Origin of the sequence: Rhizobium sp. TBD182, from assembly GCF_001950375.1 — a bacterium.
GTDB classification, from domain to species: domain Bacteria; phylum Pseudomonadota; class Alphaproteobacteria; order Rhizobiales; family Rhizobiaceae; genus Agrobacterium; species Agrobacterium tumefaciens.
Genome location: NZ_BDLN01000002.1, coordinates 17,496 through 31,136 on the forward strand (window position 1 = coordinate 17,496; position 13,641 = coordinate 31,136).

The window sequence follows — 13,641 nt, forward strand, 5'->3', positions numbered from 1 at the left end:
GCGGGTGCTCGGACTACCAGACCAGCTCAACCTGTGGCCTACCGTTGGAGGTTTTCTCCACCGTGCGTCCGGACGTATCGATATTGCAGTGGATACGCTGCCGGAAAGCCGAGAAGCTTTCGAAGGTCACCACATCCACGGGATCGTCGAGATGCAGGGTCAGCCGGTAGCGTTCCGGGTCGCCGCCTAGCGTTTGCACGCCCAGAACGGATGCTACGAAGGGCTGGCCTAGATAGAGGCCTTCCACCCGGGAACCAAGAAGATAGGGATTGAATGCGGGACGGTTTCCCGCCGTGGCATGCAGGGTGTTCCAGTCGCGGAAGCCATATTGCGCGGCGATGAGTTCAAGCGCCTTTGAATGGGTGATTGCCTGCCCCTGCCCTTCAAGGGCGGCGCGCAGCCGTTTTGCCTGCTCTTTCAATCCCTCAAGCGCGGGAAGCGGTTTGGACACGTTCATAACGGTTCTCCAACATGCGCATGCCGTATTTTTCCGAAGGGGTCCGCGTTGCCATCGACGACATGCAAAACATGGGGATGACCGTTATTCCAAAAAGAGCTTCACCAAGGGCGTAAACGCCTGCGGACGGCCGGGGCTCTTCTGCCCGTGGCCGTCCATATAGCTCAGAAAGCGCCGCCCGTCAAAGGCAGCGACGGCGCGAGGCCAAGGGGTCAGAAGCGATAGGTGATACCCGCACCGATCAACCAGGGATCGAGTTTCGCTTTGCCACTGATTGGCGTGCCGCCAAGTTCTGCGGTCCAGTCGGTCTTCAGGAAAATCTTCTTCACGTCGAAGTTCACGCCCCAATGTTCGTCCAACATATAGTCGAAACCTACCTGCACGGCCGCGCCGAACTTGTTCTTGACATCAAGATTGCTGAAGCCGGGTTTTTCGGACTGGTTGTAGAACATCGAATAGTTCACGCCCGCGCCGATATAGGGCTTGAAGGCGCCGAAATCAGTAAAGTGATATTGCAGGGTCAGCGTCGGCGGCAGCAACCATGTCTTGCCCACCGGCGTGCCGGCCAGCACACCCTCGCCGTTGATTTTGGCGTATGTGGTGCCAAGGATGAGTTCGGCAGCGATATTCGGGGTGAAGAAATAGCTGATGTCGAGTTCAGGAATAACCGTATCCGAATATGAGAGACCCGCACCCGGCACACCGTCAACGCTGCCGCTGTCATGGGTGATGACCCCGAGACCACGCACGCGCAGCATCCATGGGCTCGCCGCCGCAATCGCCTCTTCAGCGGTGGGGGCTGGTGCCGGCGGGGCCAGATCTGCCGCCATCGCGTTGGCCGACATCAGCATCGCCGCGACACTCACCGTCACACTGGCAAGCAAGGCGGTTTTTTTCTTCCTGTTCGTCATTCCATCTCTCCTATCGCGCGCCGCAGCCGGGCAAGCCCGGGAAACCGGCTGATGGCGGCGGGCCTTCGCGAATCCTCGCTTGCCGCAGCCGCTACGGCCACTATCTCCAAGGGAGAGGTGAGCGGATTGAGATGGATCAAACCGAAAGGCGAACGATAAGCCAGGGCAGCTACCCGGTGCTTGGTGTGACAAATACGCAACGGATAGCCATGACAACGGTCAAAATAGCGGACCCGGCAGTCGGAAGTCGGCCTGCTTTCACAAGCCTTCTCCTTTGCAATCTCAGGCGGCCTGCGGTGCCAAAGTCGCGGAACCCGGCTTTTTGAGAAGCAGTACCGAGACAGCAGCGATCATGCACATCACGCCGGCAATCTGCAGTGCGGGCATGTATGTGTCGAAGTCGCTCTTGAAGAAACCTGCGCCAAAGGCAGCGGTGGCGGCCCCCAACTGATGCCCCGCAAACACCCAGCCGAAAACCAGGCCCGCTTTTTCGCGGCCGAAACTCTCAGCGGCAAGCTTCACCGTTGGCGGCACGGTTGCCACCCAGTCCAGCCCGTAAAACACGGCGAAGACCGAAAGCTCCACGAAGCTGAAGCCCGAGAAGGAGAGATAGATCAGGGACAGCCCGCGCAGACCGTAAAACCAGAAGAGCAGGAAGCGGTTGTCGAAACGGTCGGAAAGCCAGCCGGCGAAGATGGTGCCGAAGAAATCGAAAATGCCGATCACAGCCAGCGTGCCGGCCGCCGTGACCGCCGCCATCCCGAAATCACCGCAGATGGAAATCCAGTGTGTCTGGATAAGGCCGTTGGTAGAAAGTCCACAGACGAAGAACGTACCGAAAAGCACCCAGAAAACCGGGTTTCCGGACACGCTCTTCAACGTCAGTATCGGGGATGCCAGTGTTGCAAGAAACTTGTGGTCCTGCTTCGGCGGTTTTACCACCACCGTCTCGCCATAGGCTGGCAGGCCGACATCGGCGGGATGGTCACGCATCAAGAGCAGCACGAGAATCATGGCGATCGCAATCACCGCAACGGATAGCGTCAGCGCGGTGCGCCAGCCATAAGCCTCCGTCAGCGCCGCGAGCAAAGGCAGAAAAACCAGCTGGCCGGTGGCGTTGCTGGCCGTCATCAGGCCGATCACCAGTCCCCGGCGCTTTGAAAACCAGCGCGATGCCACGGTCGCGCCCAGCACCAGTGCCGTCATGCCGGTGCCAACACCGATCACCACGCCCCATAACAGCAACAGCTGCCACACCTCAGTCATGAAGAACGAGACGACGATGCCGCCCATGATCAGCGCAAGGGCCGTCGACACGACCCGGCGAATACCGAAATGGTTCATGAAGGCAGCGGCAAAGGGCCCAAGCAGGCCGAAGAGCACCAGCCTGACCGCCATGGCAGATGAAATATCGGCAATATCCCAGCCGAACTCCTGATGCAGCGGCTGGATCATCACCCCGGCCGATCCCATCGCGCCGGCGGTTGCCAGCATCGTCAAAAAGGTGGTTGCAGCAACAAGCCAGCCATAATGTATGTTTCTGTCGGCCATCCAGCTGGCAAGGCGTGTGGAGAGCATGTTCGAAATCCCTTTCCAGCGGCCAGCGGCCGAAATTTTACGGGTATATACCCTATATTGCGGGCAGATACCCGTTTTATCATCAAAAAAAATTACAGGGCTGCGAGTAGTTCCTGCAATTGAGCGGTTTTTTCCGGGCCGAGCCGGGCCTCGATTTCGTCCTGTACTCCGTCCCAGAGGGGCGCGCCTGCTTTCAGTATCTCCTGCCCTTGCTCCGTCACAGTCAGCATCGCTTCGCGCTGATCCTCGCCATGGCCGATGGCCACCAGCCCCATCCGGGCCAGCACCTTGGTATTACGGCCAACGGTAGAGCGGTCCAATTCTACCCGCGCGGCGAGATCGGTGAGCGACACCGGCGCCATGCGGTTGATGTTCCGCAACAGGCTGAACTGGCCGATATTGACGCCAAGCGGCGCCAGCGCCTCATCGTAATAGGACGAGATCTTACGGGATGCTTTGCGCAGCAGGATGCAGTGACAACTATCGTTTGGCATTTGTCTCGGGTATATACCCGCAAATTCTACTGCGCAAGAGATGTTCGGAAATTATCGGCAATCAAAGGCCGTCCGCCAGGCCACAGGGTAGAAAGAAAAACCCCGGCAATAAGCCGGGGTTTCATATCAGTGACAGGGCTCGTCTCAGGCAGAGAGCCTGCGGCCGCTTGCGACCAGCATACCAGCCGCACCTTCCAGCCAGCCGGCTTTGAGTTCAAGCGCCAGAAAACGGCTGCGCTCGAACGGGCCAGGCATGATCAGGTGCTGGGCCTTATCGGCAAAAAAGCCGAAGCGCTCATAATAGGCGGCGTCGCCGACCAGAAGAATGCCGCCATGGCCACGTTTGGTTGCCTCGGAGATTGCCGCACGCATCAGCGCCGAACCGATGCCCTTGCCCTCATGGGCAGCATCAACCGCAAGCGGGCCAAGCAGCAGCGCTTCGACAGCGCGGCCTTCGCGCGAAATGCCAGCTTCGACATTCCACAGGCGCACCGTGCCGATGACATGGCCGTCCTCGTCACGGGCAACGAGCGCCAGACCTTCCGCTGGCACGCGGCCGGCGCGCAGCTTTTCGGAAGACTTGCGGCGGCGGCCAGCGCCCATGGCGCGGTCGAGCAGGTTTTCACGGGCAACGACATCGCCCGGATTTTCCTGATCGACATGAAATGTCTGCGGGGTGAAAAATGCACGTACCGAATTCAGAAGAGCGGCCATCTCTCGGCCCTCCATCACACAACCGCCCACACGCGGCCCTTGATCAAAAATGGTGGAGCCGTTCCGGCCCGCCGACACGCTTTCCTCGGCTGGAAGAGGAGCAGCAAGCAGGGATTTGCGCAACAGCACAATCGGCAAAGCCGGAACGGAAGCTTGTTCGAGACGCCGCCTTACTCAGCGGGCGGCGTTCGGATCAGATGACGTAGGCTTTCAGCGGCTCGAAACCGTTGAAGGCAACCGCCGAATAGGTCGTCGTATAGGCACCTGCGCCTTCGATCAGAACCTCGTCGCCGATGGTCAGAGAGACCGGCAACGGGTACATGTTCTTTTCGTACAGCACGTCGGCGCTGTCGCAGGTCGGACCGGCCAGAACGCAAGGCTCCATCTCGTCCTGATCGCGCTCGGTGCGGATCGGGTAGCGGATAGCCTCATCCATCGTCTCGGCGAGACCGCCGAACTTGCCGATGTCGAGGAACACCCAGCGATGGTTGTCGTTGTCGGACTTGCGCGACACGAGAACAACTTCCGCCTTGATGACGCCAGCGTTACCCACCATGCCACGGCCCGGCTCGATGATCGTCTTCGGGATCTGGTTGCCGAAGTGCTTGCGCAGCGCCGTGTCGATAGCCTGGCCGTATTCTTCGGCAGCAGGAACGTCGCGCAGGTACTTGGTCGGGAAACCACCGCCCATATTGACCATCTGCAGGTGAATACCCTGCTTGGACAACGAAGCGAAAACGCGCTTGGCATCGCCCAGCGCTGCATCCCATGCGTCGAGATTCATCATCTGCGAACCGACATGGAAGGAAACGCCGTAGGATTCGAGGCCCAGCTGATGTGCGTAGACCAGAACATCAACAGCCATCTGCGGTACGCAGCCGAACTTGCGCGACAGCGGCCATTCGGCACCTTCACCGTCCGTCAGCACGCGGCAGAACACGCGCGCGCCAGGAGCGGCACGGGCAACCTTCTCGACTTCCTCATGGCTGTCGACGGCGAAGAGATCGATGCCGAGCGCGTAAGCGCGGGCGACATCGCGTTCCTTCTTGATGGTGTTGCCGAACGAGATCCGGTCGGACGTTGCACCTGCATCAAGCGCCATCTGGATTTCAGCCACGGAGGCGCAATCGAAGTTCGAGCCGAGCGAAGCAAGCAGCTTCAGGATTTCGGGAGCCGGGTTTGCCTTGACCGCATAGTAGATCGCGCTGTTCGGCAGGGAATGCCGGAACGCGTTGAAATTGTCGCGCACGACGTCGAGGTCGACGACGAGGCAAGGGCCTTCGGGACGTCGGGTCTTGATGAAATCGAGAATGCGTGCAGTCGTCATCGATATATTCCCTATAAAACCGGCTCCGGAAAATCCGGAGGACAAAGGACGCTCGAGATATGCATACGAATCAGCCGGTGGAGGCGCAGAATCGATAGCATACGCTCAAGGCGCAAATATGAATGACGCCCTGCCAGAGCATCATTCGGCTTTGTCTGCCATCGATTGGAGGGAATGACCCGACCGCACTTCAGGCAATGATGGTGTGCCTCTTCAGTACCCCGGCTGATGGAAAGCCGGCAGAGAACCAGAAAGGCCCGCACCGTCGTTGCTTCATATGTCCTCGCATTTCCCGGTTGGCCGGAATAGCGACTGGAGGGGTTAGTTCCAGGTACCTTACCGAACTCCTCACCACATCGAGGACTCGGCGGACACACATGGGCACGTGCGACTTTGGGCAGCACGGGAGATAAGAATATTCGCCGTCATAATCAAGAGGATTTTTTCACCATATAGCGGATTTTTTCGGCAACCATTTTACGGGTTGAACAGTCACGGCTCAGCGTTCAATTATATAGAACGAACCGGAGGATTTTCATGGACACGCTCACCCGCATCCGCGCCTTTATCGACGTTGTCGAAGCGGAGGGTTTTTCCGCCGCTGCCCGCAAGACAGGGCGTTCCAAAGCGCTTTTGTCCAAATATGTCCGGGAACTGGAAGATGATCTCGGTGCACTGCTTCTCAACCGCACCACCCGGCAATTCTCGCTGACGGAGGCCGGCCATACGTATTATCGCACCGCCTCCGACATTTTGAAGGAGATCGACAACCTCGCCGATCTGGTGCGCGAGAAGAATGCCGATCTGAAGGGCAAGCTCAGAATATCCGTTCCGCGCACCTTCATCGACGCCGATGTTGGCCAGAGCCTCATCGATTTCGCCAAGGAAAATCCGGAACTGTCTCTGGAAATCGTCGCCGATGACCGATTCGTCGATCTGATCGAGGAAGGGTTCGACCTTGCGATTCGCATAACGCGTCTGGAAGATTCAGGCCTCATCGCCCGCAAGATCTCCGATTTCCGGGTCTATGCAGTGGCGACGGCGGATTTTGTCGCCAGACACGGCCCGCTCAATGGTCCGCAGGACTTTTCCCGCGTGCCCTTCATCATCGACACCAACACCCGCTTCCACAACACCGTGCGTTATCTTGAAGCGGATGGCGGCTCGAACTCCGTTACCATCAGTGGACCGATCGAGGTGAACAGCCCGCAGGCGACACTCCGGGCCGCCCGCGCAGGGCTTGGCATCGCCATGGTGCCGGACTTCATTGCAAGACCCTTCATCCAGTCCGGCGAGCTTGTGACCCTGTTCGACGACTATATTTCCAAAGACCGCGGCATATATGCCGTCTACCCCCACCGCCGTTACCTTCCCGCCAAAGTGCGCAGCTTCGTGGATTATCTCTCGGCGTGGTTCAGGAAAAATGGATGAAGAGCGGGGGAGCGGTATAGTTTCCGCCGACCTTCCCCTCGTCATGCCGTATTTAATCCGGCATCGAGCCGCGGCGCGCCCGCGCTATGAAGGACTCTATCGCGATCAACGACCTGATCGCGCTGCACCCCGAATCTGGTCCGGGGTGCAGGAGTGCGGATGCAACGCCTGCCTTTCAGCGGGCGTTGCTTAGCCGGAAACGGCTTATCAGAACGGCGAATCCGGGAAGTAGAACTGCTTGGCATTGTCCTTGGTGATGAGCGTAGCGTCGAGAATATACTCGCCAGCAACAGGCACCTGATCGTAAAAATGACCTGCCGTAAGCTGCATGGCGGTCGCCACCATCGCCGGCGGATAGAGCACGTCGACCGGAATTAGCTTGTCGCCGTCCATTACGCGCTTGATCATGTCCTTGGAACCGGCGCCAGCAACGATATACTTGATATCGGTGCGTTTCGCCTGCTGGATTGCCTCCAGCACGCCAACCGCCATGTCGTCGTCCTGACACCAGACCACGTCGATCTTCTTGTATTTGGTCAGGTAGTCCTGCATCACGCGGAAGGCGTCGTCGCGGTTCCAGTTGCCGTACTGGCGGTCGAGAACCTTGACGCTGGAGCCGGCAATACCCTTGTCGAAACCATCCTGGCGCTGCTGGTCGATCGGAATCGGCAGACCGCGAATGACCACCACTTCCGCATCAGGCGTGGTTTTCTTGATGTATTCGCCTGCCACTTGTCCGAGTGCCGGATTGTTACCCGCAACGTAGAGATCGCGGATCGAATTGTCGTTGACGCTCGGCGCGCGGTCGACGAGCGCGACAAAGGTGCCCTTGTCCTTGATCTCCTTGATGGCGTTGACGAGCGGATCGGGATCAGACGGCAGCACGACCAATGCGTCCAGCCCCTGCACGGCAAGATCCTGAAGCGCGTTTGCCTGGTTGGCGGCATCCGGCGAGGTCTTGACGATGACGTTCAGACCCGGATGCTCCTTCATCAGAAGCTTTGCCACCCGTTCGGCATGGTAAACGACGCCCGCCGTCCAGCCGTGGTCGGCCGCCGGAATGGATACCCCGATCGTTACCTTCTTCTCCTGCGCATGGGCAGAACCCGCAAGAACGGCAGCCAGCGCGACAAATGCCACGCCGATGAATTTTCTACGCATAGTCTATTTCCTCCCAAGACCGGGGCGTTCCTCCTGTTTAAACCGCGCATGCCCCAGATTGCGCGGCCAGATGTCTCATCGATCGTCCGGCTATCTGCGGCTGAGCGAACGCTGCACCAGCATGGCGATGATGATGATCGCGCCCTGAATGGCACCGATCAGATATTCGCTGACGAAGTTCGACAGGATCATGATGTTGCCCACGATTTCCAGAATGAAGGCGCCGCAAATCGTACCCCAGATGCGGCCCACACCACCCCGTAGCGCCGTGCCGCCGACGACGACGGCGGTGATGGCCTGCAACTCCCACAACATGCCTGTAGTGGCCGAAGTGGAGGCAAGACGCGGCACGTAAAGCAGGACGGCAACGGCGACGCAAAGCCCCTGAACCACATAGGCAATCGTGCGGACGCGAACGACCGAGATACCGGAGTAACGCGCCACATCCTCGCTGGAACCCACCGCCGTCAGATGCCTGCCGTAACGGGTACGATAAAGCACGAAAGCGGCGATGGCGGCAGTGACGAAGATGACAATGACCGGCACCGGCACACCGATCACATTGCCGAAATAGACCGGGCGATAAAGCGTCTGGATTTCCGGGTTGCGCAGCGTGATCGCGCCACCCTGCGACAGCCAGGTGGTCAGCCCACGATAAATGCCCATGGTGCCAAGCGTGGCGATGAAGGGCTCGATGCGGCCGATGGTGGTGATGAGGCCGTTTGCAAGCCCGCAAGCGGCGCCGATGGCGATAGCCAGCGCCATGGCGGCCAGTAGCATCACCAGCGGATTGGCAATAACGCCACTGTTCATGAACAGGATCATCAGGCTGGCAACGAAAGCCACCATCGCGCCGACGGAGAGATCAAGTCCGCCGGATGTGATGACATATGTGGCGCCGAGCGCAATGATGGCGATGAAGGCGCTGCGGGTAACCACGTTCAGCAGATTGTCGATGCCGATGAAATTCGGATTTGCGACGGCGCCGAGAACCAGCAGCAAAGCCAGCGCCACAAAGGGCGCAACGGCGCGCAGGTCCCAGTCTTTCGAGGTCTTCGGCGTTTTGCCGTTATCAAGTGCGGCCTCAGTCATATTTCCCCTCAATTGTCTTTTCTTCAGGCCAATCTGCCGGGACATCAGCCCTCAGGCGAACTCCTGCGTGTGCACGCCAGTCGCGAGTGCCACGATATCGTTTTCGGTCATGCGTTCCCCCGTCACCTCGCCGACGATCCTGCCGGAGCGCATTACAAGGACGCGGTCGCAGATGCCGATCAGTTCCGGCATCTCCGAGGACACAACGATGGTCGACCTGCCCTCGTCTGCAAGCTTTGCTATGAAACGGTAGATCTGTTCCTTGGTGCCGATATCGATACCCCGTGTTGGCTCGTCGATGATGACGATCGATGGATCGAGCAGCATCATCTTGGCGAGCAGCAGCTTTTGCTGGTTACCGCCGGACAGCTGGCCCGCGAGCAAGTCCTTGCTTCCCGTGCGAATATCGAAATCACGCACCGCATCATCGAGCGCTGCCTTCTCTCGACGGATATCGATCTGGAACAGGCGGCTGAATTTCCTCAGCGAGGCGAGTGTGAGATTGACCCGCAAGTCCTTCGTCAGCAGCAATCCCTTGCCCTTCCGATCCTCGCTCAGATAAACGATACCGGCCTTCAGACTGTCTTCCGCCTTTGCAAAATGCACAGGCTTTCCGAGATGGCGGATCGTCCCCCGCCCTGGACGCAGGCCAAGCACGCCCTCCATAAGCTCCGTTCTGCCCGCGCCGACGAGACCAGCAAAACCGAGGATTTCGCCCTTTCGCAGGCTGAAACCGGCATCCTGCGCATAGCCGGGAACGGTGAAATGCTCCACCTGTAAGACAGGCTTGTGCTCGCCGCCGGCGTTCCTGTCCGGATAGAGCTTGGCGACATCGCGTCCCACCATCAACCGCGCCATATCGGCGGGCTCAAGCGCCGATATTGGGTGGGAGCCGACCAACCTGCCATCGCGCAGAACGGTCACACGGTCGGCAATCTCCTTCACCTCCGGCAGGCGGTGCGAAATATAGAGCACGGCCACGCCCTTTGCCCTTATGTCCCTGATAACGTTCAACAGCGCATCGGTTTCAATGGGCGTGAGGCTTGCGGTCGGCTCGTCGAAAATGACGACGCGATGCGGCACGAGCAGAACGCGGGCTATCTGCACCAGCTGGCGCTGGGCAATCGACAGGCTGCCGACGACGGCATCGGGATCGATCGTACCGCCGAGATCGGCGATAGCCCTCAGGGCGCCGGCACGCATGGCGCGGTCGTCCATCATCGGGCCTTTGCACAATTCGCGGCCCAGATAGATGTTCTGAGCCACCGTCAGATCCGGGGCCAGCAATATTTCCTGATGCACGAGAACGATGCCGCGATGTTCGGCGTCGACAGGTCCGCTCAGCGTAACTGCCTCGCCATCGATCCTGATTTCCCCACTTGAAGGCTTCTCATTGCCCGCAAGCAGTTTCATCAACGTCGATTTACCAGCCCCGTTCTCGCCAATGATGGCGTGAACTTCACCGGCGCGCACGGCAACCTCTATATCCTTCAGAACCTGGACGGGACCGAAAGACTTGGACAACCCGACAGTCCGTATAAGGACCTGATCTGGAGATTCCTCAGCAAAAGCCATGTGTCGTCACCGGTACCCGGTGCGAATGAACGGATCTTGCCCCTCGATTTTACTTGAAATCATCATGCACGAACTCCTCCCAAAGCTCTTGGGAAGAAGCTAACGTCCGTTTTGAGGTACGTAAAGCAAATTTCGCTGGTCTTTTAGAATACACTCAAATTTGACCAGGACGATGGTGCCTAAGGGCTAAAAAATAGGCGGCCATGGTCCCGCAGAGCGTTGAAAATCCTCAGTGAGGCAAGGCACCCATGGGATGCCTGTGGCTAGAGAAGGCGCTTCAGGGAGCTGGCTTCCGGTTGCGGGGAGGCCTTCGTTGTATCGCTGTTGTCGGCAGACCTGTTGCGCATCGCGGCGTAATAGGCGTTTTTCTGCTCGTACATATGCATGTCTGCACGGCGCACCAGCGATTCCATTGTCTCTCCAGCCTCGCTGGTTGCCACGCCCAGCGAAAGACTAAGCGGCGCATTGGAGTAGAACTGGTTGTTTATCTTCAGCAGTTCGTAAATGGTATCCACCATCGCCGCGGCGATCTGCTTGTCTGCGCCAGGCAAAAGGATCGCAAATTCATCACCGCCAATGCGCGCAGCATGGTTTGGCGCAGTAACGACACCGTTCAGGACTTCGCCAAGGCGCCGCAACAGCGCGTCGCCTGCGTCGTGCCCGAGCTTGTCATTGGCGTCCTTGAGGCCATTGAGATCGATGACGATGGCCGAAACGGGCCGGATCGTGCTGCGTTCCAGCCTGTTCATTTCGTCCGAATAGAAGGCGCGATTGTGCAGCTTGGTCAGCACATCGTGCTTGCCGAGATATTCGAGATAGGCTTCCGCCTTTTTCCGCGCCGTAATATCAGTCAGCGCGACCTGCACCAGTGACCAATCGCGTTCGTGGCCCGGAAAAACGGAGAAATGCAGCAGCACGTGCCGCTCTGAACCATCCAGCGCGTAGTTCACCACTTCGCGATGATGGTTAAGATTGCCGTTCCACAGCTCCATCAGCTGTTCGCGGAAGGGCTTTTCCATTTCACCCCGGAAAATATCGCCAAGCCGCTGCAACAGAACCTGACGGTCCGGTGCACAAAACAGGTCCAGTGTCGCCCGGTTGACGTCGATCACGCGGATTTCGCTCATACATTGGCGCACGAATTCGGGATGCACATCCATGAACACCCGGAAGTCGATGATGCCGCGTTCCCTGACCTCCTCGATCAGACGCCGAACCCGGCTGAAATCCTCCACCCAGAGGGAAACGGGCGAATGTTGGAACATGCCTTCAGCATAACGGCGGTTGAAAAGCTCCTTGCGGCGAGCCTCCTCACGTTCCGTCACATCCTCTGTGGTCAGCAGCAACCGCCCGAGTGTCTGTTCGTAGCCGGGTATGACCGCACCGCGCAGCTGGATATCCAGCCGCTTTCCGCCAATCGAGTAATTGACGGCGTTGCTGATGAATTCGGTTTTTCCAGCCCAAAGCTCGGAAAGCTCGTTCACATGGCTTTCAAGCATGTCATCGCGGAAAATCCGGTGCAGATTATCGATCAGATGCGCCTTGTCCCGCGCTTCGAACAGTTCAAGTGTCTTGGCATTAACCTGCACAACGCGGATTTTCTGCGAGCACGCCGCCACCCGCGATAGATCTTCCAGCAAAAACGCCCGGATGTCCTCGACGCCCTGCGCCCGCCAGATATCGAACTGGCTTTTCACCTCGCTGAAATCCTCGATCCACATCGCCACAGGGGCAAGATTGAAGATATTGGTATCGATCGTTTCAATCATACGGGCAGTCTTCTTCAGGATAATAAGGGCGGATGCCGAATGCCGAAATCGTGCGAGACAGCGATGACTGACCGCATATCTGGATTTATTAGGGATATTCGATCCAACGCAAGCCTTTATCGCGCAAGCCAACGGATTGCGCGATAAATCTCGGTTTCGCCAAGATTCCGCCCGTTACCAGAGCTTCACGTGGCGGTTCACATCCTTGTAGAGCAGGTAGCGGAAACGGCCCGGCCCGCCCGCATAGCAAGCCTGCGGGCAAAAAGCGCGCAGCCACATGAAATCACCCGCCTGCACTTCCACCCAATCCTCGTTCAGCCGGTAAACCGCCTTGCCTTCCAGCACGTAAAGACCGTGCTCCATGACATGGGTTTCCATGAAAGGAATGGTAGCGCCCGGCTCCAGGCTGACGATGTTGAGGTGCATGTCGTAACGCACGTCGTCGGGATCGATAAACCGGGTGGTCGCCCATTTGCCGTCCGTATCGGGCATCGCCGACAGAGCGCGCTCATCTTCATGCGTGAAGATCGCCGGCGGCGGCTCCAGCCCGTCCACCGCCTGAAACGCCTTGCGGACCCAGTGGAACTTGACTGGTGCCGTGCCGGAATTGCGCAGCTGCCAGCGCGAGCCGGCGGGCAGGAAGGCGAAGGAGCCGGTCCGCAATGCATGCTGCACACCCTCAAATTCCACGGTCATTTCACCATCAACGACAAAGATCGCCGCTTGCGCGCTTGCGTCCGGCTCCGGCCGCTCACTGCCGCCGCCAGGCTGGACTTCAACGATATATTGCGCAAAAGTCTCGGAAAAACCGGTCATCGGTCGGGCGATGATCCAGGCCCGGGTCCCTGTCCAGTGCGGGAGCACGCTCGTCACGATATCGGACATGACGGTTTTGGGGATGACCGCATAGGCAGTCTTGAAAACAGCCTTGCTCGACAGCAGTTCCGTCTGACCCGGCAGACCGCCCATATCCGAATAATATTTCTTCATTTCAGCCATTCCATTCTGCAACGCATTTCGCGCGAATTCTTAGGCCTGTAGCGACGTTTAATCAAATAATTATTGGCGTGCACAGGCCTTGCCGCCCGCATGGTAAAATGCGGGCGGCCTATTTCGCGCGGACATGCGAAAC

At 58.6% G+C, this 13,641-nt stretch carries 12 protein-coding genes; 1 reads left to right on the forward strand and 11 read right to left on the reverse strand.

What is annotated here, in order from left to right; translation table 11 throughout:
* Positions 1 to 13: 13 nt before the first annotated feature.
* From T18_RS08920 to odc2, 6 genes are all read right to left on the reverse strand, one after another.
* Entirely contained in the window at positions 14 to 457 is a 444-nt protein-coding gene (locus tag T18_RS08920) for a glyoxalase superfamily protein (protein WP_003510652.1), read from the reverse strand.
* A gap of 212 nt (positions 458 to 669) precedes the next feature.
* A complete protein-coding gene (locus T18_RS08925) occupies positions 670 to 1,368 on the reverse strand; it encodes an OmpW/AlkL family protein (RefSeq protein ID WP_019564584.1) in 699 nt (232 codons plus the stop codon).
* Between the two features lie 282 nt (positions 1,369 to 1,650).
* Entirely contained in the window at positions 1,651 to 2,946 is a 1,296-nt protein-coding gene (locus T18_RS08930) for an MFS transporter (RefSeq protein WP_038493883.1), read from the reverse strand.
* A gap of 92 nt (positions 2,947 to 3,038) precedes the next feature.
* Positions 3,039 to 3,440, reverse strand: coding sequence for a MarR family winged helix-turn-helix transcriptional regulator (locus T18_RS08935; RefSeq protein ID WP_038493885.1), 402 nt, complete (start codon positions 3,438 to 3,440; stop codon positions 3,039 to 3,041).
* A 144-nt stretch (positions 3,441 to 3,584) separates the two neighbouring features.
* Positions 3,585 to 4,154, reverse strand: coding sequence for a GNAT family N-acetyltransferase (locus T18_RS08940; RefSeq protein ID WP_013761478.1), 570 nt, complete (start codon positions 4,152 to 4,154; stop codon positions 3,585 to 3,587).
* 193 nt (positions 4,155 to 4,347) lie between these two features.
* Complete coding sequence (gene odc2, locus T18_RS08945) at positions 4,348 to 5,481, reverse strand: ornithine/lysine decarboxylase (RefSeq protein WP_003510663.1); 1,134 nt, start codon at positions 5,479 to 5,481, stop codon at positions 4,348 to 4,350.
* 537 nt (positions 5,482 to 6,018) lie between these two features.
* Between odc2 and T18_RS08950 the strand changes: the two genes are divergently transcribed.
* Positions 6,019 to 6,912: a LysR family transcriptional regulator gene (locus T18_RS08950; protein WP_003510664.1), complete on the forward strand. Its 894-nt coding sequence runs from the start codon at positions 6,019 to 6,021 to the stop codon at positions 6,910 to 6,912.
* 207 nt (positions 6,913 to 7,119) lie between these two features.
* Here the strand turns inward: T18_RS08950 and T18_RS08955 are convergent, their stop codons facing one another.
* The 5 genes from T18_RS08955 to T18_RS08975 all read right to left on the reverse strand — a co-directional run bounded on the left by T18_RS08955 (position 7,120) and on the right by T18_RS08975 (position 13,508).
* A complete protein-coding gene (locus T18_RS08955; RefSeq protein WP_003510665.1) occupies positions 7,120 to 8,073 on the reverse strand; it encodes a substrate-binding domain-containing protein in 954 nt (317 codons plus the stop codon).
* Between the two features lie 90 nt (positions 8,074 to 8,163).
* Positions 8,164 to 9,165: an ABC transporter permease gene (locus T18_RS08960; RefSeq protein ID WP_025595778.1), complete on the reverse strand. Its 1,002-nt coding sequence runs from the start codon at positions 9,163 to 9,165 to the stop codon at positions 8,164 to 8,166.
* Between the two features lie 51 nt (positions 9,166 to 9,216).
* A complete protein-coding gene (locus tag T18_RS08965) occupies positions 9,217 to 10,740 on the reverse strand; it encodes a sugar ABC transporter ATP-binding protein (protein ID WP_038493890.1) in 1,524 nt (507 codons plus the stop codon).
* Positions 10,741 to 11,003: 263 nt separating this feature from the next.
* Entirely contained in the window at positions 11,004 to 12,509 is a 1,506-nt protein-coding gene (locus tag T18_RS08970) for a sensor domain-containing diguanylate cyclase (RefSeq protein WP_003510668.1), read from the reverse strand.
* A gap of 174 nt (positions 12,510 to 12,683) precedes the next feature.
* Entirely contained in the window at positions 12,684 to 13,508 is an 825-nt protein-coding gene (locus T18_RS08975) for a bifunctional allantoicase/(S)-ureidoglycine aminohydrolase (RefSeq protein ID WP_035199372.1), read from the reverse strand.
* Between the last annotated feature and the right edge of the window lie 133 nt (positions 13,509 to 13,641).